The 22535-nt window shown below is 69.9% G+C and carries 28 protein-coding genes; 14 read left to right on the forward strand and 14 right to left on the reverse strand.

Annotated elements, in window-relative coordinates; genetic code table 11:
- Positions 1-78: 78 nt before the first annotated feature.
- Complete coding sequence (locus tag AB0E94_RS37900) at positions 79-1542, reverse strand: AlkA N-terminal domain-containing protein (protein WP_360336510.1); 1464 nt, start codon at positions 1540-1542, stop codon at positions 79-81.
- 111 nt (positions 1543-1653) lie between these two features.
- Here AB0E94_RS37900 and AB0E94_RS37905 point away from each other — a divergent pair, with 111 nt between their 5' ends.
- The 5 genes from AB0E94_RS37905 (at position 1654) to AB0E94_RS37925 (ending at position 4626) form a co-directional block, all read left to right on the forward strand.
- Positions 1654-2448: an alpha/beta hydrolase gene (locus tag AB0E94_RS37905; protein WP_360336512.1), complete on the forward strand. Its 795-nt coding sequence runs from the start codon at positions 1654-1656 to the stop codon at positions 2446-2448.
- Positions 2449-2470: 22 nt separating this feature from the next.
- Complete coding sequence (gene ychF, locus AB0E94_RS37910; RefSeq protein ID WP_360336514.1) at positions 2471-3556, forward strand: redox-regulated ATPase YchF; 1086 nt, start codon at positions 2471-2473, stop codon at positions 3554-3556.
- Positions 3557-3647: 91 nt separating this feature from the next.
- Positions 3648-3932 (forward strand): hypothetical protein, encoded by a 285-nt coding sequence (locus AB0E94_RS37915; RefSeq protein ID WP_360336516.1) that lies wholly within the window; start codon positions 3648-3650, stop codon positions 3930-3932.
- A complete protein-coding gene (locus AB0E94_RS37920; protein WP_360336518.1) occupies positions 3914-4327 on the forward strand; it encodes a hypothetical protein in 414 nt (137 codons plus the stop codon). Before AB0E94_RS37915 ends, AB0E94_RS37920 begins: the two co-directional genes overlap by 19 nt.
- 8 nt (positions 4328-4335) lie before the next feature.
- Positions 4336-4626 carry a DUF1905 domain-containing protein gene (locus tag AB0E94_RS37925; protein ID WP_360336520.1) on the forward strand — a complete coding sequence of 97 codons (291 nt, stop codon included), beginning with the start codon at positions 4336-4338 and terminating at the stop codon, positions 4624-4626.
- Between the two features lie 3 nt (positions 4627-4629).
- Here the strand turns inward: AB0E94_RS37925 and AB0E94_RS37930 are convergent, their stop codons facing one another.
- Positions 4630-5208 carry a Uma2 family endonuclease gene (locus AB0E94_RS37930; RefSeq protein WP_360336522.1) on the reverse strand — a complete coding sequence of 193 codons (579 nt, stop codon included), beginning with the start codon at positions 5206-5208 and terminating at the stop codon, positions 4630-4632.
- Between the two features lie 4 nt (positions 5209-5212).
- On the reverse strand, positions 5213-5686 hold the full coding sequence (locus tag AB0E94_RS37935) for a GNAT family N-acetyltransferase (protein ID WP_360336524.1): 474 nt from the start codon (positions 5684-5686) through the stop codon (positions 5213-5215).
- Between the two features lie 65 nt (positions 5687-5751).
- Here AB0E94_RS37935 and AB0E94_RS37940 point away from each other — a divergent pair, with 65 nt between their 5' ends.
- Complete coding sequence (locus AB0E94_RS37940; protein ID WP_360336526.1) at positions 5752-6357, forward strand: TetR/AcrR family transcriptional regulator; 606 nt, start codon at positions 5752-5754, stop codon at positions 6355-6357.
- A 98-nt stretch (positions 6358-6455) separates the two neighbouring features.
- On the opposite strand, the gene AB0E94_RS37945 is transcribed toward AB0E94_RS37940, so the two are convergent.
- Positions 6456-7076 carry a phosphoesterase PA-phosphatase gene (locus tag AB0E94_RS37945; protein ID WP_360336528.1) on the reverse strand — a complete coding sequence of 207 codons (621 nt, stop codon included), beginning with the start codon at positions 7074-7076 and terminating at the stop codon, positions 6456-6458.
- Positions 7077-7259: 183 nt separating this feature from the next.
- Positions 7260-7709 (reverse strand): MarR family transcriptional regulator, encoded by a 450-nt coding sequence (locus tag AB0E94_RS37950; RefSeq protein WP_360336530.1) that lies wholly within the window; start codon positions 7707-7709, stop codon positions 7260-7262.
- Positions 7710-7910: 201 nt separating this feature from the next.
- Between AB0E94_RS37950 and AB0E94_RS37955 the strand changes: the two genes are divergently transcribed.
- Genes AB0E94_RS37955 through AB0E94_RS37965 form a run of 3 tightly spaced genes read left to right on the forward strand, consistent with a single transcriptional unit; the run spans position 7911 to position 10498 of the window.
- Positions 7911-8888 carry a G5 domain-containing protein gene (locus tag AB0E94_RS37955; protein ID WP_360336532.1) on the forward strand — a complete coding sequence of 326 codons (978 nt, stop codon included), beginning with the start codon at positions 7911-7913 and terminating at the stop codon, positions 8886-8888.
- A 48-nt stretch (positions 8889-8936) separates the two neighbouring features.
- Positions 8937-9770 carry a nucleotidyltransferase domain-containing protein gene (locus tag AB0E94_RS37960; RefSeq protein WP_360336534.1) on the forward strand — a complete coding sequence of 278 codons (834 nt, stop codon included), beginning with the start codon at positions 8937-8939 and terminating at the stop codon, positions 9768-9770.
- Entirely contained in the window at positions 9767-10498 is a 732-nt protein-coding gene (locus AB0E94_RS37965; RefSeq protein ID WP_360336536.1) for a peptidase E, read from the forward strand. The genes AB0E94_RS37960 and AB0E94_RS37965 overlap by 4 nt, the downstream gene beginning before the upstream one ends.
- A gap of 122 nt (positions 10499-10620) precedes the next feature.
- Here AB0E94_RS37965 and AB0E94_RS37970 read toward each other — a convergent pair whose 3' ends face one another.
- The gene (locus tag AB0E94_RS37970) at positions 10621-10776 is read right to left on the reverse strand and encodes a hypothetical protein (RefSeq protein ID WP_360336538.1); all 156 of its coding nucleotides are present in this window, start codon (positions 10774-10776) and stop codon (positions 10621-10623) included.
- A gap of 283 nt (positions 10777-11059) precedes the next feature.
- On the opposite strand from AB0E94_RS37970, the gene AB0E94_RS37975 reads away from it, so the two are divergent.
- The gene (locus tag AB0E94_RS37975; protein WP_360336540.1) at positions 11060-11959 is read left to right on the forward strand and encodes a hypothetical protein; all 900 of its coding nucleotides are present in this window, start codon (positions 11060-11062) and stop codon (positions 11957-11959) included.
- 9 nt (positions 11960-11968) lie between these two features.
- Here AB0E94_RS37975 and AB0E94_RS37980 read toward each other — a convergent pair whose 3' ends face one another.
- Together AB0E94_RS37980 and AB0E94_RS37985 are read right to left on the reverse strand one after the other, a co-directional pair.
- A complete protein-coding gene (locus tag AB0E94_RS37980; protein WP_360336542.1) occupies positions 11969-12331 on the reverse strand; it encodes a PH domain-containing protein in 363 nt (120 codons plus the stop codon).
- A 24-nt stretch (positions 12332-12355) separates the two neighbouring features.
- A complete protein-coding gene (locus AB0E94_RS37985; RefSeq protein WP_360336600.1) occupies positions 12356-12667 on the reverse strand; it encodes a 4a-hydroxytetrahydrobiopterin dehydratase in 312 nt (103 codons plus the stop codon).
- A gap of 184 nt (positions 12668-12851) precedes the next feature.
- Here AB0E94_RS37985 and AB0E94_RS37990 point away from each other — a divergent pair, with 184 nt between their 5' ends.
- On the forward strand, positions 12852-13277 hold the full coding sequence (locus AB0E94_RS37990) for a (deoxy)nucleoside triphosphate pyrophosphohydrolase (RefSeq protein ID WP_360336544.1): 426 nt from the start codon (positions 12852-12854) through the stop codon (positions 13275-13277).
- A gap of 3 nt (positions 13278-13280) precedes the next feature.
- Here AB0E94_RS37990 and AB0E94_RS37995 read toward each other — a convergent pair whose 3' ends face one another.
- On the reverse strand, positions 13281-14816 hold the full coding sequence (locus AB0E94_RS37995) for a long-chain fatty acid--CoA ligase (RefSeq protein ID WP_360336546.1): 1536 nt from the start codon (positions 14814-14816) through the stop codon (positions 13281-13283).
- Between the two features lie 102 nt (positions 14817-14918).
- Between AB0E94_RS37995 and AB0E94_RS38000 the strand changes: the two genes are divergently transcribed.
- From AB0E94_RS38000 to AB0E94_RS38010, 3 genes are read left to right on the forward strand one after another with little or no spacing between them, the layout of a single operon-like run.
- Entirely contained in the window at positions 14919-15548 is a 630-nt protein-coding gene (locus tag AB0E94_RS38000) for a TetR/AcrR family transcriptional regulator (RefSeq protein ID WP_360336548.1), read from the forward strand.
- Positions 15545-16957 carry an aldehyde dehydrogenase family protein gene (locus AB0E94_RS38005; protein ID WP_360336550.1) on the forward strand — a complete coding sequence of 471 codons (1413 nt, stop codon included), beginning with the start codon at positions 15545-15547 and terminating at the stop codon, positions 16955-16957. Before AB0E94_RS38000 ends, AB0E94_RS38005 begins: the two co-directional genes overlap by 4 nt.
- A gap of 58 nt (positions 16958-17015) precedes the next feature.
- On the forward strand, positions 17016-18092 hold the full coding sequence (locus tag AB0E94_RS38010; RefSeq protein WP_360336552.1) for an alcohol dehydrogenase catalytic domain-containing protein: 1077 nt from the start codon (positions 17016-17018) through the stop codon (positions 18090-18092).
- A gap of 136 nt (positions 18093-18228) precedes the next feature.
- On the opposite strand, the gene AB0E94_RS38015 is transcribed toward AB0E94_RS38010, so the two are convergent.
- Genes AB0E94_RS38015 through AB0E94_RS38035 form a run of 5 tightly spaced genes read right to left on the reverse strand, consistent with a single transcriptional unit; the run spans position 18229 to position 22523 of the window.
- Positions 18229-18831 (reverse strand): TetR/AcrR family transcriptional regulator, encoded by a 603-nt coding sequence (locus AB0E94_RS38015; RefSeq protein WP_360336554.1) that lies wholly within the window; start codon positions 18829-18831, stop codon positions 18229-18231.
- Entirely contained in the window at positions 18828-20027 is a 1200-nt protein-coding gene (locus AB0E94_RS38020; protein WP_360336556.1) for an acyl-CoA dehydrogenase family protein, read from the reverse strand. Before AB0E94_RS38020 ends, AB0E94_RS38015 begins: the two co-directional genes overlap by 4 nt.
- Positions 20027-21007, reverse strand: coding sequence for a phosphotransferase family protein (locus tag AB0E94_RS38025; protein WP_360336558.1), 981 nt, complete (start codon positions 21005-21007; stop codon positions 20027-20029). Before AB0E94_RS38025 ends, AB0E94_RS38020 begins: the two co-directional genes overlap by 1 nt.
- On the reverse strand, positions 21004-21780 hold the full coding sequence (locus tag AB0E94_RS38030; protein ID WP_360336560.1) for an SDR family oxidoreductase: 777 nt from the start codon (positions 21778-21780) through the stop codon (positions 21004-21006). The genes AB0E94_RS38025 and AB0E94_RS38030 overlap by 4 nt, the downstream gene beginning before the upstream one ends.
- Entirely contained in the window at positions 21777-22523 is a 747-nt protein-coding gene (locus AB0E94_RS38035; RefSeq protein ID WP_360336562.1) for an SDR family oxidoreductase, read from the reverse strand. The genes AB0E94_RS38030 and AB0E94_RS38035 overlap by 4 nt, the downstream gene beginning before the upstream one ends.
- Positions 22524-22535: the final 12 nt, after the last annotated feature.

Genomic DNA, 22535 nt, shown 5'->3' on the forward strand with positions numbered 1-22535 from the left:
TGCCTGTGGACAACTCGCGCGGTGGTTTCAGCAATGTGGACAACCAGTCCGGCCGGAGCGCTGAGGGGTAGGTTCGGTTTACGCGGCACGCCACAGGCGGATCAGGGCGTAGGAGCGCCACGGGCGCCAGCGTTCGGCGTACGACGAAAGGGTTTTGGCGGTGGCGGGCAGACCGAGAGCCTCGGCGCCGCGGCGGGCCGCCAGGTCGGTGGGGAGGAAGACGTCGGGGTCGCCGATCGCGCGCATGGCGACATAACCGGCGGTCCAGGGGCCGATGCCGGGCAGTTCGGTCAGGCGGGCGACCGTCTCGGTGCGGTCGGCTGTCGGGTCGAGGTCGAGCTTGCCGGCGGCTACCGCTTCGGCCAGGGCACGGATGGTGGCTCGGCGTGCGGTCGGCATGCCGAAGGCGGTGTCCGGCAGGGCGGCGATGACGTCGGCCGGTGGGAAACCGGCGAGGCGCGCGGTGGTATCGGTTTGGGGGATGGGGGTGGGTTCCCCCACAGCGACCAGAACGACCGCTGCTTTCAGGATCCTCCCCAGCGTGGTCCGCGCCCCCGCCACACTCACCTGCTGCCCCACCACGGCCCGCACCGCCATCTCGAACCCGTCGACCGCCCGCGGCACCCGCACCCCAGGCTCCCCGGCCACCGCCCCGGCGAGCGCCGGGTCCGCCCCGAGCAGCCCGTCCACGGCAACCGGATCAGCGTCCAGATCGAACAGCCGCCGGCACCGGGCGACCGCCGGCGCGAGGTCCCGTACGTCGTCGAGCCGCAACGTCGCATGAACGACCCGGTCTCCGGGCCGCAGTGAGACGGTCGCGCTTCCGTGCGGCAGGTTCAGCCCGCGCCGGTACGCCCCGTCCACGACTTCGTCGACGCCGGGCAGCGTCCGCCCGGCGAAGAACGCGAGCAGCGATTCGGCATGCAACGGCGGCCGGTACGCGAGCCGCAGGTTGACGACTCCCGCCTCGCCCCGTCCGACGGGCTGTTTCTCCCGCATCTGGCTGGGTGACCGCGCATAGACCTCGAGCATCGTGTCGTTGAACTGCCGGACACTCCCGAACCCGGCGGCGAACGCGATCTCGGCCAGCCCCAGGTCGGTGGTCTCGACGAGGATGCGGGCGGTCTGGGCGCGCTGCGCGCGGGCGAGGGCCAGTGGCCCGGCGCCGAGTTCGGTGGTGAGCATCCGGTTGAGGTGCCGTTCGGTGTAGCCGAGCCGTCCGGCGAGCCCGGGCACGCCTTCGCGGTCGACGACGCCGTCGCCGATGAGGCGCATGGCGCGGCCCACCGTGTCAGCGCGGATGTCCCATTCGGGCGAGCCGGGTGCGGCGTCGGGCCGGCAGCGACGGCAGGCGCGGAATCCGCCGCGCTGGGCGGCGGCCGCGCTGGGGTAGAACGTGACGTTCTCCCGTTTGGGGGTGACGGCCGGGCAGGACGGCCGGCAGTAGATGCCGGTGGTGCGTACGGCCGTGTAGAAGCAACCGTCGAACCGCGGGTCACGGCTGTCGACGGCCCGGTAGCAGTGTTCGAAGTCCAGCTCCATGTGGTCGAGTCTGCTCCGCTCCGGGCCGGTTCGGCTGGCGGGATTCGGACATGACCGTGCATCTGTCAACCGAGGTTGACGGGTTCGAAGGTGTCAACTACGGTTGACGACATGATGGCGCAAGCGGCAAGGACCGACATCAGGTGGCGCGCCTTCGGGGGCGGGCCCAAGGTCGTGCTTCTGCACGGCGGCATGCAGACCTCGGCGAACTTCACGAAACTGGCCCGCTCGCTGGCCGCTGATTTCACCGTCTACGTCCCGGATCGTCGTGGCCGTGGGCGCAGCGGTCCGGCCGGGTCCGGCCACGGGCTGCGGGCCGAGATCGACGATCTCGCGGCGGTGCTCGACGAGACCGGCGCGCGCAACGTGTTCGGGCTCAGCTCGGGCGCGGTCATCGCGCTGCGCGCGGCGATGGAGCTGCCGGTCGAGCGGCTCGCGCTCTACGAGCCGCCGCTCAAATACGGTGATCATGACCCGGTCGCGTGGCTTCCCCGGTTCGAGAAGGAGCTCTCCCGTGGTCACCGGGCTGCGGCTTTCGTCACGGTTGTCAAAGGCACAGGCGATTTGCGGTACGTGCCGCGCGCTGCCCTGATTCCCTTCCTGGGACTGGTGATCCGTGCCGGCGAGGGCAAACGGCTCGGTGAGCTGATCCCGACGATGCGCCTGGACGCGGCGGTCGTCGAGGAGGCGGCCGGCCCACTGAGCCTGTACCGGACGGTGGCGGCGGACACGCTCCTGCTGGGTGGGGACCGCTCGCCGGCGTACCTCACCGGGGTCTTGAACGGCCTTGAGCCCGTCCTGCCGCGAGTGCGGCGGGTGACCTTGACCGGTGTCGGTCATCTCGCCGCAGACGACAGCGGCAAGCCGGAAACCGTGGCCACCGAACTGCGGAAGTTCTTCCGCTGACCCTTGCGTAGACTGGCGTTCCGTGAGCCTCACCATCGGAATCGTCGGCCTGCCCAACGTCGGCAAGAGCACCCTGTTCAACGCCCTGACCAAGAACGACGTGCTCGCCGCGAACTACCCGTTCGCGACGATCGAGCCAAACGTCGGCGTGGTCGGCCTGCCCGACGAGCGGCTGAACAAGCTGGCCGAGCTGTTCAGCAGTGAGAAGATCCTGCCGGCGCCGGTGAGCTTCGTCGACATCGCCGGCCTGGTCCGCGGCGCGTCCAAAGGCCAGGGCCGCGGCAACGCGTTCCTCGCCAACATCCGTGACGCGTCCGCGATCTGCCAGGTCGTGCGCGCGTTCTCCGACCCGAACGTGCTGCACGTCGACGGCAAGGTGTCCCCGGCCGACGACATCGAGACGATCAACACCGAGCTGATCCTCGCCGACCTGCAGACCGTCGAGAAGGCGCTGCCCCGCCTCCAGAAGGAGGCGAAACTCAAGAAGGAGAAGGCGGCCACGGTGGCCGCCGCCGAGGCCGCGTTCAAGCTGCTCAACGACGGCGTCACCCTCTACCAGGGGGCCGGCGCCGCCGGCATCGAGCTGGACCTGCTTTCCGAGCTGCACCTGCTGACCACGAAGCCTTTCCTGTACGTGTTCAACGTCGACGAGACTGAGCTGGGCAACGAGGCGTTCCTCGACGAGCTGCGTGCCCTGGTCGCCCCGGCCGAGGCCGTCTTCATGGACGCGAAGATCGAGTCCGAGCTGATCGAGCTGGACGAGGCCGACGCCCTGGAACTGCTCCAGTCGACGGGCCAGTCCGAGCCCGGCCTGAACCGGCTGATCCGGGTCGGCTTCGACACGCTCGGTCTCCAGACCTACCTCACGGCCGGCCCGAAGGAGGCCCGCGCCTGGACGGTCCCGGTCGGCGCGACCGCCCCGGAGGCAGCCGGTGTCATCCACTCCGACTTCCAGCGGGGATTCATCAAGGCCGAGATCGTCAGCTACGACGACCTGGTCGCCGCCGGTTCGATGTCCGCCGCGAAGGCCGCCGGCAAGGTCCGGATGGAGGGCAAGGACTACATCATGAAGGACGGCGACGTCGTCGAGTTCCGCTTCAACGTCTGAGTCACTTGAGTTCTGCCGCCTTGGCTTCGCCTGGGAGTGAAGCCAAGGCCGGGTTGTGGCGCCTTTCCTACTCGTTTGACACACTTGATGGATGAGCGAAGCGGAATACAGCATCGGGGAGGGGCCCGCGACGCGGGTGAGCCTCTCGTTGCCGGAAGGAACCGCCGACGCCATCCGGGCGCGTGTCGGTAAGCGAGAGTTTTCCGCGTTCATCGCCGGGGCAGTCGAGCGGGAACTGCGTGGGCAGGTGCTTGACGAATACCTGGCAGATTACGAGAGCCGTCGGGGTCCGATCTCCGACGAGGCTCGTCAGCGGGCGCGGCAGGTCTTCGACGAGGTCTTCGCGGAGGAGAGCCAATGGCCCGCCGCAAGCTGAGTCATCAGGGGACGCTGGTCCTCGACAGCGAAGGGCTCGCCAAACTCCTCGCCGACGATGAGCATGTGGTGGCGATGACCGCCGAGGCGCGCTCGCGCGGCATGGAAGTCGTGATCAGCGCACTCACCATCATCGAGGCCGTCCACGCCCGCACCCACAAGGCTCGTATGAACTGGGTGCTCTCCGGACTGCGTGTGATCCCGGTGGGCGATGAGGAGGCGCGGGCGGCATCGAAGCTGCTGATGGGCACCGGTCTGCATGGGCACAAGTATGCGATCGATGCCGCCGTCGCCGAGGCCGCGTTGCGCCAGCACCGCCCGGTGGTCATGTTGACCTCCGACATCGATGACATGGTCAAGCTCTGCGGCGATCGCGTCCGGCTAGTGGCTGTGTGAGGTCCACTGTGGAGTGGGTTTTCGACGGTGAGATCATCGAGTGGCGGGGGCCGGCGCCCTTCTTCTTCGTCGCCATGTCCGAGGCTGACAGCGCTGAGCTCAAGGAAGAAGCCCGGTCCCTGATCTACTGGGGGCAGGTTCCGGTGCAGGTCGTGCTCGGGGACACCGAGTTCCGGACGGCGCTGTTCCCGAAGGGCGGCCGCTATCTGGTCCCGCTCAAGGATGCCGTCCGCAAGGCCGAGGGCGTCGGCGAAGGCGACCATGTCACGGTCACCCTGCGCCCAGCCGTCAAATCTTGATCGTCAGGAACGTGGCGGGATGAGGCCGGCCAGATCGATGTCGATGTCGAACGGCACCGGTCGGCGGAGCACATCACGGTGGATGCCGGAGGCGACGTAGGTTTTCGTCGGCTCGTCCATCTCGTAGACGTGGACGACCGGCGCCCCGTCTTCGTCCTCGATCCGCCAGTAGTGCGGGATGCCCGCATCGGCGTATTTGCGGAGTTTGACCGTGCGATCCCGGTGGGCCGATTCGGGCGAGACAACCTCGACTACGAGTCGCACCTCATCTGGCGTGAAATACGTACGGTCGGGGTCGTAGGCGGTGCGCGTCACCAGCACATCCGGCTCAGGCCTGTTGAATTTGTCGAGCCGGATCGTCATCTCCTGATCCACCTCGAAGTCGGCCGGTGCCTGTGCTGCGAGCGACTGGCGGAGCGCGAAGATGATGCGGCTGTGCCAGGCGCGCTGCGGCGACATCATGAAGACGAGCGCTCCGTCGATGAGTTCGGTGTGGCGAGGAGCCTCGGGTAGGCGGTCCAGGTCTTCCGCGAACCAGCCTTCCGCGCGCGGTGGGTACATCCACTCGGGCAGGGCCGTCATGAGACTAGGGTACCGGATTGCTGGTCAGCATCCGTTCGTAGCAGACCGAGAGGTCGGAGCCGATGTACGCGCCGAAGAGTGGGATCTCGTGATAACCCTCCCGCTGGTAGAAGTGCATCGCGTCCGGCTGGGCCGGGCCCGTCTCCAGTCTGATCGTGGTCCAGCCGCGGTCCAGGGCGGCCGCCTCCAGTGCCCGCAGGATGGCCGTCGAGGCGCCGGATCCACGGGCCGCGGGAGCCACGTACATGCGCTTGACCTCGGCGGTTGCCGGGTCGAGGCGGCGGAGGGCGCCGCAGCCCACCGGGTCGCCGTCGGCGTTGAGCGCGACCAGGAACAGGTCGATGTCGGCGGCGGACGGCGGGGTGCCTGGCTCGTGGTCGTCGGAGCCGTAGCGGGCGTCGAGTTCGGCGCGCTGGGCGGCGCGGAGCGCGGCGCCGGTGGGATCGTCCCAGGGGCGAGGTTCGATGGTCCAGGTCAAGACGGGCCTCCGTTCGTAACAAGCGTTACGGTAACATCTGTTCCGAGTGGGAAGGGGTGCGACGCGTGTCACGAGCAGCGGATCGGTCGGCGCAGGGGGAGACGCTGTCCCGGGCGGTGTGGAGCGTGCTGGCCGGGCAGGGGCTGGAGCGGCTCACCGTGCGGGCCGTCGCGGCGGCCGCGGGGTGCACCACCGGGCTGGTCATGCACCGGTTTCCGAACCGGCAGGCGCTGCTGCTGCACGCCCGGCAACTGCTGCATCAGGTGACCCGGGGACGGGTCGAGGCGCTGGAGGCGGCGGCCGGTTCGCCCCGGGCCGCGCTGCGGGCGGTCCTGCATCAGGGGATGGCGCTCGACGAGCAGACCCGGCAGGAGGCGATCGTGTGGATGGGGTTCCTGGCCGCGGCGGTCACCGATGACGAGTTGATCGCCGAGCACCGGCGCAGCAACCGGGCGTGGCGGGACCGGATCGAGCGGCTCACCGCGGCCTCGGCTCCGGAGTGGACTGCCGAGCGGGTGGCCACCGTCGCTCTGGCGCTGATCGCGATGACCGAGGGGGTGGCCGCCTACGCCGCCGCAGACCCGGCCGCCTTCCCGGCCGCCGACCAGGAGCGGATGCTCGACGCGACCCTGGCCGCCCACGGCCTGTTGGAAGCCGACCCGCCGTGGTGACGTACGGCGCGAATCGCGCCGCACATCACCACGCTGCGGGGCGAACAAAAGCGTGGTGACCTGTGGTGCGGGTTGCGCCGCACGTCACCACGTCTGGGTTAGCGGAGCAGGGGGAAGACCGTGCCGGCGATCGCGGCGCCGACCAGGGCGCCCGCGACCACCTGCGCCGGGGTGTGCGCGGTGAGGCGGACCCGGGCCCAGCAGCCGAGCAGCACCAGTGGCGCGCCGAGCAGGGCGACCTCGCCGTAGACGGCGGTCAGGGCGGACACCGTGCCGGCCGCCACGCCGGCGTGGATGGACATCTTCCACCAGTGGGTGACCAGGGCGAACGCGGCCAGGCCGACACCACCGGCGGCGAGCAGGGCGAGCACCTCGCGGGGCGCGCCCAGCGCCAGCATCAGCACCAGGCCGGCGATCAGCGACGCGGTGCCGAAGAGCAGCGGGATCCGGCGGTCGGCGCGTTCCGGGATGTGATGGTTGGTGAGGCGGCCGCGGCGTACGCCGTGCAGGACGTAACCGAGCGGGATGACCGCCGCGAACAGGGCGCCCGGCAGCCCCCACCAGCGGGAGACGCCCGGGGTGTCGCCGGCGTGCCAGCCGACGGTGAGCAGCAGCACCGCGACCAGGACGGCGGGCGCGAGCACCTCGGAGACGACGGTGGCGATCCGGTCGAGAGCACCCTGGGCCGTCCGGGTGTCGTCGGTGGCAGCGTTCAGCACGGTTAGATCATCGCAACCCGGAGGCCCCGACCCACCGGCACGAAACGCGGCAGGCGGCAAAGAGGCCGGGCAGCGAAGAGGCCGGGCAGTGAAGGGGCCGGGCGGCAGAGAAGCCGGGCAGCGAAGGGGCCGGGCGGTGAAAATGGGCGGTGAAAAATGGCGGTGAAAGATGGACGGTGGGGATCAGCGCTCGGCGGTCATCGAGTTGAAGGCGCTCGCCAGCCGCCGCAGGTCGAGACCGTCCAGGTGGTCGAAGATGTGCCGGCGGACGCTGGCCAGGTGGGTGGGCCAGGCCTCCCGCAGCCGTTCCATGCCCTTCTCGGTGAGGACCGCGTTGGCGCCCCGGGCGTCCTCCTCGCAACGGATGCGGCGCAGGCAGCCGAGCGACTCGAGTTTGGCGGCGAGGCGTGTCATGCCGCTGAGTGACATGTCGCACGCGGTGGCGAGTTCACTCATCCGCATGAGGTGGCCGGGGGTTTCCGAGAGGTGGCGCAACACCGCGTACTCACTGGCGGACATGCGCTGCTCGTGGATCAGGTCGGCGTCGAGGGCACGCGGCATGACCAGCAGGAACCGGCCGAGGGCGCGCATCACGGCCTCCTCGTCCGGGCTGAGGGGCACAGGCGCGGGCATGGGACCGATCGTACGGCGGCCGCGCATCCGGGAGCCGTCAGGCGACTCTGCGCCTCGCCGGAGCAACGCGTGGGATCGGTCTCGGGGCGCGGGCGTCAGCTTTTCGGGTGACAGGTGATGGCTTGCCGACGCGCCGGTGGAGGTGACAATGCTTTGGTGCAAAACCAGACAACTAGTGACTCTTGGCAGCATTTGCTCGAAATGCCACGAAAGTCTTGGTGGGCCCGACTGCCGTTCGGCGTCCGGATGACCGCCGGCGCGTGTGCGATGTTCGTGATCGTGGGTGGTGGCGTGGCCGGCGCCGTCTCCACCATGACCGCTCCCGGCACGAGCGAGATCACCGCTCAGCCGATCGACGCCGATCTGGGCGCGCCGCGGCTGGAGGAGGACCCGGAGGTGGTCAGCCGGGCCGCGGCCGCCGCCGAGCCGCTGCCCCGGCGGCACGGCGAGGCGCCGGCCGAGGTCAAGGCGGCGGACGACAGCACGACCGCACCCGCGGTGGCCGGCCGTAAGGCGCCGGCGCCGCACATCGCGGCCGCGGCCGAGCAGCTCAGCCGGGCCCGGATCGCCGACGACCGCGCCGACCGGACCGGGCAGCGTCCGGCCCGTACCCTCGCGGAAGCCCCGGCCTTGCGCCGGGCGGCGGCCGCGCCGGTCATCGCCACCCGGACCGAGGTCGAGACCCGGGCCGTCCCGTTCGACACCGAGGTGATCCGGGACCCGTCGATGCTCCGCGGCACCCGCCGCGTCGAGACCCGCGGCGCCGCTGGTGAGCAGACCCTGCGCTACCTGGTGACTCTGACCGACGGCAAGCAGACCGCCCGGCGGCTGCTCAGCAGCACGGTCACGAGGAAGCCGCAGAACCGGGTGATCGCGGTCGGCTCGGCCCGCCAGGTCGAACCCGATGTGGACTGTGACCAGATCCTCGGCATCTGCCTGCCGTTCGGCCGGACCGCGATGGCCTGCCCGGCCGACGACCCGGCGGAGCCGTTGCCGGACCTGATCGGGAGCGGCGGCCAGATCCTGATCACCGACGAGGACCTGGAACTGCTCCACGAAGCCGGAATCGAAGCCGGAATCGAAGCCGGAAACGGAGCCGGAATCGAAGCCGGAATCGAAAACGTCGAAGACGGGATCGAGGAGGTCAGGGCGCTCCTGGACCTCGCGGAACTGTGTTGACGATCACCGGCGGTTGCGCCCGGGCCGCCCGGGGAACACGGTGATGCCATGGCGCTGACCGACTCCAGGTTGACCGATCTCGCCCACCGGCTGCTGACCGTTCCCGGTGTCGTCGGGGTGGTCCTCGGTGGCAGCCGGGCCCGCGGCACGCACACCGAGGACTCGGACACCGACCTGGGGCTCTACTACCGGTCGCCGCTGGACACCGGCCGGCTCGGCGAGCTGGCCACCGAGGTGGCCGGGGCGGGCGCCGGGGTGACCGCGACAGGTGGCTGGGGCCCGTGGGTGGACGGCGGCGGCTGGCTGCGGATCGACGGCCACGCGGTCGACTGGATCTACCGGGACACCGACCGGGTGCACCGCTGCTGGGCCGACGCCGAGCAGGGGCGCTACTCGTTCCACATCCAGGCCGGCCATCCACTCGGGGTGCCCGATTTCTCGTACCCCGGCGAATTGGCCCTCAGCCGCATCCTCGCGGATCCGACCGGAGAGCTGGAGCGGCTTCGGCGTCGCGCCCTGGTCTTCCCGCGTCCGCTGGCGGAAGCGCTGGTGGCCGGGCTGTGGGAGGCCGATTTCCTGATCGGGGTGGCCCGCAAGGCGGTGTCGCGCGGCGACAGCGCCTACGTTTCCGGGTGCCTGTTCCGGATTGCCGGAGTCTGCGCGCACGCCCTGCACGGGGCGGCCGGGCGCTGGCTGATCAACGAGAAGGGCGCGGTGGCCGCGGCCGGGCTGCTGCCGGGCGCGCCGGAGCGGTTCAAGGCCCGGATGGACGCGGTGTTCGCCGCGGTCGACGGCGATCCGCTGCGGCTGAGCATCGCGATCGATCTGGTCGAGGATCTCGTCCTGGAGGTCACCGACGCGTGCGCGATGATGCTGCGGTGACCGCTGACGTCCCCACCATCCTCGCCACCAGCGCCTTCCTGCGGTCCGGCGGCCGTGGTCCGCTCGATCTGCGGCCGGGCCGCGCCCACTACCTGGCGGCCGAGTTGTCGAACGCGAAGACGCCGCGGATCTGCTTCCTCGGCCAGGCGAGCGGCGACAACGAGTCGCGGATCGGCGCCTACTACGCGGCGTTCGCCGGCACCGAGTTCGTCGCGTCGCATCTTCAGCTCTTCCCGATGCCGAACGTCGGCGACCTCCGGGCGCACCTGCTCGCGCAGGACGTCATCTGGGTCGGCGGCGGTAGCGTGGCCAACCTGTGCGCGGTCTGGCGGGTGCACGGCCTCGACGAGATCCTGCACGAGGCGTGGCAGGCGGGCGTGGTGCTCGGCGGCGTCTCGGCCGGCTCGATCTGCTGGCACGTCGGCGGCAGTACCGACAGTTTCGGGCCGGAACTGCGCGGTTTCACCGACGGGCTGGGGTTCCTGCCGTTCAGCAACGGCGTGCATTACGACGCCGAGGCGCGGCGGCGGCCGCTGATGCACGAGCTCATCGGGTCCGGCATGCTGCCGGACGGCTACGCCACCGACGACGGCGCGGGGCTGATCTTCCGGGGCACGTCACTGTCCGAGGCGGTCGCCGATCATCAAGGCCCGCGGGGGTACGAGCTGAGGCGCGCCCAGGACGGCACAGTGCTGGAGACGCCGTTGCCGACCCGCGTCCTGACCTAGGCTGGACGCGTTGGGACTTCCGGAGTCCATCGAGTTCGTCTGAGGAGAACCATGTCCGACCGGACCGGCAAGGGCGGCGAAGGCGGAAGCTGACGCGCGTGGTCTCGCCGCGGCGGCCGGTGTCAGTACAGGGCGACCGTGGCGAGTCCCACCAGCACCGCGGAGAGCAGCATCGCCGCGGCGAAGATGGCGTTGTGCCCGATCAGCAGCCGCCGGTGGGGCTGCCCGCCCTCACCCCCGCCCGCGATCGGCACGGCGTCGAGGTCGTGACCGAACATCTCGGTCCGATATCTCCGGGTCAACGGCCTCTGTAGGTGGCTCAGCACCGGGGATCGCCTCCGGGGGGTCGAGGATCGATTCTGGTGGAACTCCCGGTAGCATGCGGCGGTCCGGAAACAGCCTGCAATAGGTGACGGGGAAAAATAATCGCGGGTGGGCCGGACTGGCATGGCGGGTCCACTGATCGGACACCGGATATCAGGCGATCAGCCGTCCCCAAGCGATGCCATTCACTCTTTATGAGGATTTGTCGGTAACGATCGTTTCGCCATCATTGGGACGATGCCGGATACTCCGACGATCTCGCAGACCCTGTTCAGGGGCACCCTGAACGTCTCGGCCATGCTCATCGGCCTGGCGTCGGGCATCGCACAGCTCACCGGGATCCCCATCCGGTTCGCACAATGGGCGTTCACCGCGGTCTTCCTGACCTGCCTGCTCTACTTCGTGGTCCGCCTGTGGCAGCTCGCCTTCGTCGTGAAGATCCGCGAACTGAAGGCCGACCTGCAGGACGCCACCCGGCTGCTCAGCCTCCAGCAGGCCGGTCATCAGCACTATCTCGACGCCATTCAGCGGATCAGCGACCGGGAGAAGCCACTCTTCTCGGAGACCGTCGAGGTGCTCGTCACGATCGGCGCCGACGACGACGGCGACCGCATCGTGGAGAAGCGGATCACCACCCCGGAACCGCTGGTCACTCACCGGACCATGCGCCCGATCGTGCCGACCGACACCGGCCGGATCACCAGGCTCGACGAGATCTCGTTCAAGACGCTGCGGCCGATCGGCGGGCACATCACGTCGCTGCCCCTGGAGCAGAGCCGGCTGCTGCGGGTCTGGCTGATCTTCGACCCGGCGATGACCACACCCACCGAGTGGCAGGTCGAGTACCGGCCCCGTGGGCTGTGGGGGCCGCTGCGTGAACGCGGCTGGGACCAGCTCGTCTGGGAGGACCGGCTGCCGGCCGCGAGCGGCAGCCCGTCGGCGTTCACCAGGTTCCAGGTCACCTTCAGCTTCCCGGACACCGATCAGCCGCCGAGCGTCAAGGAGCGGCAGGGGTACGGCCGGTTCAGCGAGCCGGAACGCGACCACCGCGGACGTTGGGAGGTGGTGTGGCGGGACGAGAAACCCGCCGGCCGCCGGTACGTGTGGGATCTCACGCAGGCGGTCGGCGGGCGCTAGAAAGCGGGGTCAGGACGCCTGGCTGAGGATCAGGTTGTGCACGTGGTGGGCCTTGTCCGAGCCACGGAACTCGACCTCGTACGTGACCGTGCCGACCGCGATGGCGATCGTGCCCGAGGAGAAGAACTGGCCGGCCCAGCTCTTGTTGCTCACCACGCTGACACTGCTGACCCGCGAGTACGGGATGCTGGTGATCGCGAACCGCTGCCCGACATAGGACTGGTCCTGGATGATGATCCGCCGGCTGGTGAGGCCGATGAAGCCGGTCCCGGCGCCGATCGCGTCGTAGACCGCGATGATCTGCTCGCCCTCCAGCAGACCGTCCTGGATCTGCTCGAGCTGACCCTTGTTGTCGTACACCACGTCAGTCATGCGGCGCAGCGTAGTCCGCCTGGATCATGACCTCTCGACCACGGTGCGATAGAAGTCCTCGATCCGGGCCGCCAGAGTGACCTCACCGTCGGTGATGGCCGCGCCGTCCTGTGACCCCAGACAGATCTGAGTGTGACCGTTGATTCGCCGGATGCTTGGTCGTATGTGAAGAGTGTCCGCAGCCACCTTGATACGTTCCGTCAAGGCGGCGTGCTGACTGTCGTCACATGCCAGATCGCGGCGTAACTGGACGCCGTCACGGGTCCAGCCGGTCAGTAAGGTCAGGGCGTCGTTGAGATAGTCCGCGCCGGTGTCCCGGCGTCTTCTCGCCCGCACTCGCGCACCCCCCTTAGCGTCGTTGCCGGCTTGTGGCCGAACTGTCGCCGGATCGTCATGGTCGGTGTCCCACAGTTTCGTCCGTCCAGCCACCCATGTCCACGCCCACATATCCGTGTTTGCGTGACGATCAGGGCACCAGCGGGCAACCTGAACGATGAACTTTCGTGAGATCTTGGATCGCATGCGGCCCGAACAATACGTCAAGCCGGCGCCATCACCCAGGGTGATCGTTGCGGCTGTGATCATCACCGCTGGGCGGGTCCTCGCCTGTGAACGCAGCTCCCCGCCGGAGGCGGCCGGGCGCTGGGAGTTCCCCGGCGGCAAGGTCGAGCCGGGGGAGACCGACCAGCAGGCGCTCGCTCGTGAATGTGCCGAGGAGCTGGGCGTACGCGTCGAGGTGGGTCCCCGGGTCGGACCGGACGTGCCACTGGCCCACGGTCGTGCCGTGCTCCGGGTCTACGCCGTCGAGTTGCTCGGCGGCGACGTCCCGGAGGCGCTGGAGCACCGCTCCATGCGCTGGCTGACCGTGGACCAGCTGGACACCGTCCCGTGGCTGCCCGCCGACGTGCCGATCGTCGCCGAGCTGCCACCACTGCTTCTTCGTTGAGGATCAGCTGTACTGCTTGCGCAGCTCCCGCTTCAGCACCTTCATGCTCGGGCCGAGCGGCAGCGACTCGGTGAACCGCACCTGACGCGGGTACTTGTGCTTGCCCAGCCGCTCCTTCGACCACTCGATCAGCTCGTCCGCGGCCAGGCTCTGGTCGTCGAGCACGACGACCGCGCAGATCTCCTCGCCCAGCGTCTCGTCGGCCACGCCGATCACCGCGACCTGCTGGATCGACGGGTGCCGGGCCAGGACCTCCTCCACCTCACGCGGGTAGACGTTGAAGCCGCCGCGGATGATCAGGTCCTTGGTCCGGTCGACGATGCTGATGAAGCCCTGTTCGTCCCGCACGCCCAGGTCGCCGGTCCGGAACCAGCCGTCGACCAGGGCCTCCGCGGTCGCCTCGGGCCGGTTCAGGTAACCGGCGAACACGTTGTGCCCGCGGATCACGATCTCCCCGAGCTCGCCGTCCGGCACGAACTCGATGCTCTCCGGCACCTCCGGGCGGGCGATCTCCACCTCGACACCCCAGATCGGATGCCCGACCGTGCCGGGCTTGGCGCCGAACGAGGGCTGGTTGGTGGTCGCCGTAGGTGAGGTCTCGCTCAGCCCGTACCCCTCCCAGATGGTCGAACCGAAAGCCGCCGCGAACTTCTCCAGGACCGCCACCGGAAGCGAAGCGCCACCTGACACGCACAGCTTCAGCTGTGGCAGGCGGTCGGCCTTGGCCGCCGCCTCCAGGAGCCCGATGTACATGGTCGGCACGCCGTGGAAGATCGTGACGTTCTCCCTGATCATCAGCTCGATCGCCGCCTCGCCGGTGAACCGCGGCAGCAGCACCAGCGTCCCGCCGAGCCGGAACGTCGCGTTCATGCCGACCGTCTGGCCGAACGTGTGGAACAGCGGCAGGCAGCCCATCACCACGTCGTCGCCGGTCAGCGGGTGCACGTCGAAGACGTTGACGGCCGCGTTCATCACCAGGTTCAGGTGCGTGAGCAGGGCGCCCTTCGGCTTTCCGGTGGTGCCGCTGGTGTAGAGGATCACCGCGACGTCCTCGGCCTCGACAGTCACGTAGGTCCGGACCGGCTCCAGGCCGGCCGAGATCTGGTCCAGCCGCGGTGGGTACTGCGGCAGACCCTCCGGCAGCGGGCCGACATTGGCCAGCGGGGTGCCCGTCGCGGCGGCCGCGGCCGCGCCGACCTGGAGGAACGCCGAGTGCGTGACCAGCAGCTTCGCGCCGCTGTCGGACAGCACGTAGCCGACCTCCTCGGCGTTGAGCAGCAGTGACACCGGCACGATCCGGGCGCCGACGGCCAGCGCGGCGTAGTAGACCCGGGGGAAGTCGCCCACGTTCGGGATCATCACCGCCACCGTGTCGCCGCGGCCGATGCCCAATTCCGTCAAGCCTGCGGCGTACGACCGGGTCTGCGCCCAAAGCTCACGATAGGGAATCCGGCCCCCGGCCTCGTCGACGATCGCTACCTTCTCGGGGTACCGGCGGGCCGCCTCGGCTAGAACGGTGGCGAGGGAAAGCGTCGTCATTGCTGATCTCCCTTAGTGATGTACGTCGCAGCTGTGCTTAAACTAGCGGCGTAAGTTTTTACACGTCCAGTGTTGATTTCTTCTTTCTTCAGGAGTTCTCATATGGCCCGCCCCCGACAAGCCCTCCTCACCCGGGAGCGCATCGTCGAGGCGGCCGCCGTGGTGATCGACGCTGAAGGACTCGACGCCTGCTCCATGCGGCGCCTCGCCACCGAGCTCGGGGTGCAGGGGCCGTCGCTCTACAACCACTTCGCCACCAAGGCGGAGATCGTCGACGCGGTCGCCGAAGCCGTCGTCGCGCAGGTCGACATCTCGGTGTTCCGGGGCAACGATTGGCGCGAGGGGCTGCGGATGTGGGCGAAGTCGTACCACGCCGTGCTCGCCGCACACCCGAACATCGTCCCGGTGCTGGCCACCGGCCCCGGTCGCCGGCCGGCCGGGCTGGCCATGGCCGAGGCCGTCTACGGCGCGCTGCTCGAAGCCGGCTGGTCCCGGGCGCGGGCCACCCACATCGGCGCGCTGATGCGATACCTGATCACCGGCTCCGCGCTCGGCTCGTTCGCCCTCGGCTTCGAGGCCGACCCGGAGCTGTACGACCGCTTTCCGCACCTGCACCGGGCCCACGAGCTCGCCGCGCACCGCGACGCCGTCGACGAGGGCGCGTTCGAGCTCGGGCTCGACCTGCTGATCAACAGCCTTTCCGACCGTTACGACCAGGGGGTACGCCGATGACGTCGGTCTTCCGTGATGAGCACTGGATCGGCGGCACCTACGTGCCGGCCGCCTCCGCAGAGCGCATCGGAGTCGAGAACCCGTACACCGAGGAGGAGTTCGGGCATGTGCCGGCCGGCACCGCCGAGGACGTCGACCTCGCCGTCTCCGCCGCCCGTGCCGCCTTCGACGGCTGGGCCTTCGGGCTGACGCCGGCCGAACGCGGCGCGGCGCTGAGCCGGGTGCACCGGGCGCTCACCGCCCGCGCCGACGAGATCGCCCGGATCGTCGGGCTCGAACTGGGCACCCCACTCAAGATCGCCAAGGCGGTCCAGGCCGGCCTTCCCCTGACGGTCCTCGCCGGGTACGCGGAACTGGCGAACCAGCCCGCGCAGGAGGAAACGATCGGGAACTCGCTGGTCGTCCACGAGCCGATCGGTGTGGTCGGCGCGATCACCCCGTGGAACTATCCGCTGCACCAGGTCGTCGCCAAGGTCGGCGCGGCCCTCGCGGCCGGCTGCACGGTCGTCCTCAAACCGAGCGAGCTGACCCCGCTCACCGCGTACCTGCTGGCCGACGCGTTCGCCGAAGCCGACCTGCCGCCGGGCGTGTTCAACCTGGTCACCGGCACCGGCCCGGCCGTCGGATCGGCCATCGCCGGGCACCCGGGCGTCGACATGGTGTCGTTCACCGGCTCCACCCGGACCGGCGCCGCGATCAGCCACGCCGCCGCCGACCGGATTGCCAAGGTGTCGCTCGAACTCGGCGGCAAGTCCGCCAACGTCATCCTCGACGACGCCGACGTGGTCAAGGCGGTCAAGGTCGGCGTCGGCAACGCCTTCCTCAACAGCGGCCAGACGTGTACGGCGTGGACGCGCATGCTGGTCCACCGCAGCCACTACGACGAGGCGGTCGAGCTGGCCGCCAAGACCGCCGCCGGATACACCCTCGGCGACCCGTTCGACCCGGCCACCCGGCTCGGGCCGCTCGCCTCGGCCGCCCAGAAGGAACGGGTCCGCGGCTTCATCGAACGCGCCACGGCCCGCCTCGTCGCCGGTGGCCTCGACGCGCCTGTGCCCGGCCAGGGCCACTTCGTCGCGCCGACCGTCTTCGCCGACGTCGACCCGGACAGCGAGATCGCCCAGGAGGAGATCTTCGGGCCGGTGCTGTCGATCATCCCGTTCGGCGACGACGACGAGGCGGTGGCGATCGCCAACAACTCGAAGTACGGGCTGGCCGGCGCGGTCTGGGGTTCCGGCGCGCGGGCGGTGGCGGTGGCCCGGCGGCTGCGCACCGGCGCGGTCGACGTCAACGGCGGCTCGTTCAACCCGTTCGCGCCGTTCGGTGGTTACAAGCAGTCAGGTATCGGCCGTGAGCTCGGCGCCTACGGGCTGACCGAGTTCCAGCAGGTGAAGGCGATCCAGCAATGAGTTTTCCGGTCCGCGTCCTGTCGATCCCCGGCCTGGAGGTTACGCGTTGAGTCACTACATGACCGGGCTCGTCGTCCGGGACCCCGGCGTCCCCGCCGAACTCGCCGAACTGCGGCTGCCCGAGATCGGGCCCGGCCAGGTGCGGGTGCGGGTGCGTGCGGCCGGGGTCTGCCACTCCGATCTGTCCATGGTGAACGGCACGCTGCGGCCGCCGCACCCGCTGATCCTCGGGCACGAGGCAGCCGGCGAGGTGGTCGAGGTCGGCGAGCACGTCACCCGGGCCGCGGTCGGTGACCACGTGGTGCTGAACTGGCAGCCGGCCTGCCGCACCTGCTGGTACTGCGAACACGGCGAACCGTGGCTGTGCAGCACCTCGCACGGGGTCGCGGCGCTCTCCAACGGCATCACGCTCGACGGCACGCCGGTCCACGTGACGCTTGGCGTGGGGGCGTTCGCCGAGCAGGTGGTCGTGCCGGAGAATGCGGTCATTCCCGTACCCGCCGAGCTTGGTTTTGATCTTGCGGCTCTGCTCGGGTGTGCGGTTCTGACCGGGACCGGTGCGGTGCGCAACACCGCCCGGGTCGCACCAGGCGAAACGGTCGTGGTCATCGGGCTCGGCGGGGTCGGGCTGTCGGTCGTCACCGCGGCCCGCGCGGCCGGTGCGGCGCAGGTCATCGCGGTGGACGTCACCGAGGCCAAGAAGGGGCTCGCCGAAGCGGCCGGGGCTACCGACTTCGTGGTCTCGTCGGACAACCTCTCCAAGGAGATCCGGGGCCGTACCGAACGGCGCGGCGCCGACCACGCCATCGAATGTGTCGGGCGGGCGTCGACCATCCGGGCCGCGTGGCGGGCCACCCGGTCCGGTGGCCAGGTGACAGTGGTCGGCATGGGCGCGGCCGACGACATGGTCCAGTTGAGCGCGCTGGACATCTTCTCGTCGGCGCGAACCCTGCGGGCCTCGGTCTACGGGCAGGCCGACACCGACCTGGAGATCCCGGCCCTGGCCAGGGACGTGCTCGACGGCAGGCTCAGCCTCGACCACCTGATCACCGACCGGATCGGGCTGGCCGACGTGCCTGCTGCTTTCGACCGGATGGCCCGGGGCGAGGGCGCCCGCTCGGTAGCCATCCTGTAACCCCACCGCCCCCGGCGATCTTGTTGACTTCCACCAGACTGCTGTGACGGAATTCCACAAGATCGCCGGGGGCGCGCGTGACGAGACGACGCCGACCAGGGCGGCGGTGGCGGTCGGTGTGCCTGCGCCTCGTGGCTCAGCGGGCGGCTGATGCTCCGGCCGGGTTGATCAGGGCGGTCACCACTCGGGCGAGCGCCGCGCGGGCGCTCTCCACCGGCAGTCCCATGCCGTCCCGCCACGACGCCCACGTCGGCCACAGACTGGCCGCGGTCAGCGCGTTGAGCAACTCCTCGTCACTGCCGATCTCGGTGGGGAAGGTGGTGGTCAGCTCGTCGCGTACCCGAGAGGTGTGCAGTTTGCGATAGCGCTGCAACCCGGACGAGAACGGCTCCTTGAGCGCGGAGGCCCGCGCCGCGGGCCCGATCTCCTCCAGCAGGCGGGCCCGCTGATGGCAGAACGCCTCGATCCGCTCGGCGAGCGGCAGATCCGCCGGAATCGGCCGGTACGACGCGTCGCGCTGCTCCAGAACACGCTGGCCACTGGCCGCCATCAGGGCTTCCATGTCGGCGAAGTGGCTCCACAGGGCGCGCAGCGACACCCCGGCCAGCTTGGCCACCCGATCGGCGGTGGGGCGCATGTCCCCCTCGCCGATCAGCTGGAGATGCGCGTCGATGATCGCGTTGCGGGTCCGCTCGGACCGCGCGGTACGACCGTCGACACGCGTCGGTGGGTTGGTCACGAACCACTCCGGTAACGTTTGAGCTCGCGGTGGGCCAGGGACCGTTTGTGCACCTCGTCCGGCCCGTCGGCGAGTCGCAGCATACGGGCGCTGGCGAACAGCCCGGCGAGCGGGAAGTCCTGTCCGAGCCCGGCCGCGCCGTGCGTCTGAATCGCCTTGTCGACGATCCACTCCACGGTGGACGGCACCACGATCTTGATCGACTGGATCTCGGTGTGCGCGCCCCGGTTGCCGACCGTGTCCATCAGCCAGGCGGCCTTGAGCACCAGCAGCCGGGCCTGCTCGATCCGGACCCGGGACTCGGCGATCCAGTCCTGGATGACGCCCTGCTCGGCGAGCGGCTTACCGAACGGCGTGCGGACCAGCGCCCGCGTGCACATCAGCTCCAGCGCCCGCTCGGCCATGCCGATCAGCCGCATGCAGTGGTGGATCCGGCCCGGCCCGAGCCGCGCCTGGGAGATGGCGAAACCGCCGCCCTCCTCGCCGATCAGGTTGGTGGCCGGCACCCGTACGTTCTCGAAGATCACCTCGGCGTGGCCACCGTGGTCGCCGTCGTTGTAGCCGAGCACCGTCATGCCCCGCTTGACCGTCACGCCCGGGGTGTCCCGCGGCACCAGGATCTGGCTCTGCTGGAGATGCCGGGGCGCGTCGACGTCGGTCTTGCCCATCACGATGAAGATCTTGCAGTTCGGGTTCATCGCGCCGGTGATGTAGAACTTGTGCCCGTTGATGACGTAGTCGTCACCGTCCCGGTCGATCCGGGTGCCGATGTTGGTGGCGTCCGACGAGGCCACCTGCGGCTCGGTCATCGCGAAGGCGGACCGGATCTCACCGGCCAGCAGCGGCACGAGCCACCGCTCCTTCTGCTCGGCGGTGCCGAAGTCGGCCAGCACCTCCATGTTGCCGGTGTCCGGAGCAGCGCAGTTCAGCGCGGGCGGGGCGACCGCCGGGCTGCGGCCGGTGATCTCGGCCAGCGGCGCGTACTGGAGGTTGGTGAGCCCGGCGCCGTGGTCACCGGGGAGGAAGAGGTTCCACAGGCCGGCTTCCTTGGCGGCGGCCTTCAGGCCCTCGAGCGCGGCCGGGGGTTCCCAGCCGTCGCTGTGGAACGTGGCCTCCGCGGGGTAGACGTGCTCGTCCATGAAGGCGAGCAGCCGCTTGCGGTAGTCCTCGGTCTTCGCGTCGTACTCGAAGTCCATCAGTGTCCTTCCAGCGCTCGGTGGCCCTGCTCGACCAGGGCGGGAACCATGGCCCCCACGGTGTCGAAGCCGGGGCCGACCGTCTGACCCTTGGTGAAACGGAAGTGCACGCCCTCGAGGATGACGGCGAGCTTGAACGCGGCGAAGCCGACGTACCAGTGCAGGTCGCTGACGTCGCGCTTGCTGCGCTCGGCGTAGCGTGCGGCGATCTCGTCGAGCGTGGGGTGCCCGGGGATGTCGATCGGCGCGAACGGTTTCCCGTCGCGCTCCAGCAGCGGACGGCCGGCGTAGATCTGCATCAGGGCCAGGTCGCTGAGTGGATCGCCCAGTGTGGACATCTCCCAGTCGAGCACCGCGTTGACCGTCAGCTCGTCGCTGACCAGCACGTTGTCCAGGCGGAAGTCGCCGTGCACGACGGCGCCGGGGCCGCCGGCCGGGATGTCGGTGGCCAGCCGGGCGTGCAGCTCGTCGATGCCGGACAGCTCCCGGCTGCGTGACGCGTCGAGCTGCTGCTTCCACCGGCGGACCTGCCGGGCGTTGAAGCCCTCCGGCTTGCCGAAGTCACCGAGCCCGATCGCCGCCGGGTCCAGCGAGTGCAGGTCGGCGAGCGTGTCGACCAGGGTGAACGTCAGCGCCCGGAAGTCGATCTTCTCGATCAGCGCGGCGTCCCGGTAGATGGTGCCGTCGACGTGTTCCATCAGGTAGAACGGCGCCCCGATGACCTCGGTGTCGGTGCAGAGCCGCACCGGTTTCGGCACCGGGAACCCGGCCCTGGAGAGAGCGTCGAGGACCTTGTGCTCACGAACCATGTCGTGCGCGGTGGGCAGCACGTGCCCCAGCGGCGGCCGGCGCAGCACCCAGCGGTTGACGCCGTCGGTGACCGCGTAGGTCAGGTTCGACTTACCGCCCGCGAACATCGTCCCGGAAAGCGGCGGGCTGTCCAGATAGGCCTGGAGTTTCGCCAGGTCAAGGCCCCTCACTTGGACTCGAATCCGCGCTGGAGTTTGTTCATGCCCCCCAGCCAACGGTCCGGATCGCCCGCGCGCAAGCGGTAGTAGCCCTCGACCTCAGGATGCGGGAGGATCAGGAACCGGCCGTCCTCCAGCGAGGCGGCGACCAGGTCGGCCACCGCCTCCGGCGGCAGCGCGCCCTCGGCGAGCAGCGAGGCCGCGCCACTGCCGCGATCGTTTCCGCGGGTCAGCATGTCGGTGCGGACACCCTGCGGGCACAGCGCCTGCACGATCAGACCCCGATGGGCGTACGTGGCCCGCAGCCACTCCGCATAGGCCAGAGCCGCGTGTTTCGTCACCGAGTAGGTCGCGCTCCCGAGCAGGGTCAGCAGGCCGGCCGCGCTCACCGTGATCAGCAGCCGCTTCGGCTCGCCGCTGTCCAGCCAGCGCGGCAGCAGCGCCCGGCTCACGTAGACGTGCGACATCACGTTGACCCCGAAGTCACGCTGCCACTGGGCATCGGGTGTCGTCTCGTCCCCGGCCGACAGCACTCCCGCGTTCGAGCAGAACAGATCGATCCCGCCGAGCTCCGCGAAGGCCGTGTCGACGAGTTCCTGGACGTCCTCCTCGCGGGCCGCGTCGCCGGGGACCGCGATCCCGCCGATCTCGCCGGCGACCGCCCAGGCCGCCTCCGCGTTCAGATCGTTCACCACGACCCGGGCGCCGTCGGCGGCGAACCGGCGGGCCAGCGCCGCCCCGATCCCACCACCGGCGCCGGTGACCACCACGCGCTTGACGCTCACTGGACGGCCCCGGTCAGGGTGAGCCCGCCGTCGATCACGATGGTCTGGCCGGTGATCCAGCCGGCCTCCGGCGAGCAGAGGAACGCCACGGTGCCGGCCACGTCATCGGTGTTGCCGAGCCGCTGGAGCGGATACGTGGCCGCCACCTCCGCCTCCCGCCCCTCGTAGAGGGCGGTGGCGAACCGCGTCTTCACGACCGCGGGCGCGACCGCGTTGACCCGGATCTTCGGGGCCAGCTCGACCGCGAGCTCCTCGGTGAGGTGGATGAGGGCGGCTTTGGTGGTGCCGTAGAACGCGATCCCCGGCGCCGGGCGGACACCGGAGACCGACGAGATGTTGACGATCGAGCCGCCGGTCTCGGCCAGGCCGCCGCGCAGCGCCTCCTGGATCCAGCCGAGCGTGCCGATCAGGTTGACCTCGACCATCTTGCGGGCGGCGTTCAGGTCGAGGCCGGCCAGCGGCCCGTACGCCGGGTTGATCCCGATGTTGTTGATCAGCGTGGTGACCGGCCCGAATCGCTCCCGCACCGCGTCGACCACGGCGGCCCGGTGCGCCGGGTCGTCACCCTTGCCCGCCACGCCGATCGCCACCTCGGGGCCGCCGAGCTCCTTGACGGCGGCCTCGAGGGCGTCGGCGTCACGGCCGGTGACAGCGACCTTCGTCCCCTGGGTGACGAACCGTTGCGCGATGGCGAACCCGATCCCCCGGCTTGCTCCGGTCACGATTGCTACCTGGTCAGCCATCGCTCAACCTCC

Source organism: Actinoplanes sp. NPDC026670 (assembly GCF_040638175.1).
In the GTDB taxonomy this organism is placed as follows: Bacteria; Actinomycetota; Actinomycetes; order Mycobacteriales; family Micromonosporaceae; genus Actinoplanes.

Coding starts and splice junctions, on each gene's coding strand:
- AB0E94_RS37900 (WP_360336510.1), bottom strand. CDS start 1,542: ATGGAGCTGGACTTCGAACACTGCTACCGGGCCGTCGACAGCCGTGAC.
- AB0E94_RS37905 (WP_360336512.1), top strand. CDS start 1,654: ATGATGGCGCAAGCGGCAAGGACCGACATCAGGTGGCGCGCCTTCGGG.
- AB0E94_RS37915 (WP_360336516.1), top strand. CDS start 3,648: ATGAGCGAAGCGGAATACAGCATCGGGGAGGGGCCCGCGACGCGGGTG.
- AB0E94_RS37920 (WP_360336518.1), top strand. CDS start 3,914: ATGGCCCGCCGCAAGCTGAGTCATCAGGGGACGCTGGTCCTCGACAGC.
- AB0E94_RS37930 (WP_360336522.1), bottom strand. CDS start 5,208: ATGACGGCCCTGCCCGAGTGGATGTACCCACCGCGCGCGGAAGGCTGG.
- AB0E94_RS37950 (WP_360336530.1), bottom strand. CDS start 7,709: ATGCCCGCGCCTGTGCCCCTCAGCCCGGACGAGGAGGCCGTGATGCGC.
- AB0E94_RS37955 (WP_360336532.1), top strand. CDS start 7,911: ATGCCACGAAAGTCTTGGTGGGCCCGACTGCCGTTCGGCGTCCGGATG.
- AB0E94_RS37960 (WP_360336534.1), top strand. CDS start 8,937: ATGGCGCTGACCGACTCCAGGTTGACCGATCTCGCCCACCGGCTGCTG.
- AB0E94_RS37970 (WP_360336538.1), bottom strand. CDS start 10,776: ATGTTCGGTCACGACCTCGACGCCGTGCCGATCGCGGGCGGGGGTGAG.
- AB0E94_RS37975 (WP_360336540.1), top strand. CDS start 11,060: ATGCCGGATACTCCGACGATCTCGCAGACCCTGTTCAGGGGCACCCTG.
- AB0E94_RS37980 (WP_360336542.1), bottom strand. CDS start 12,331: ATGACTGACGTGGTGTACGACAACAAGGGTCAGCTCGAGCAGATCCAG.
- AB0E94_RS37990 (WP_360336544.1), top strand. CDS start 12,852: ATGCGGCCCGAACAATACGTCAAGCCGGCGCCATCACCCAGGGTGATC.
- AB0E94_RS37995 (WP_360336546.1), bottom strand. CDS start 14,816: ATGACGACGCTTTCCCTCGCCACCGTTCTAGCCGAGGCGGCCCGCCGG.
- AB0E94_RS38000 (WP_360336548.1), top strand. CDS start 14,919: ATGGCCCGCCCCCGACAAGCCCTCCTCACCCGGGAGCGCATCGTCGAG.
- AB0E94_RS38005 (WP_360336550.1), top strand. CDS start 15,545: ATGACGTCGGTCTTCCGTGATGAGCACTGGATCGGCGGCACCTACGTG.
- AB0E94_RS38010 (WP_360336552.1), top strand. CDS start 17,016: ATGACCGGGCTCGTCGTCCGGGACCCCGGCGTCCCCGCCGAACTCGCC.
- AB0E94_RS38020 (WP_360336556.1), bottom strand. CDS start 20,027: ATGGACTTCGAGTACGACGCGAAGACCGAGGACTACCGCAAGCGGCTG.
- AB0E94_RS38035 (WP_360336562.1), bottom strand. CDS start 22,523: ATGGCTGACCAGGTAGCAATCGTGACCGGAGCAAGCCGGGGGATCGGG.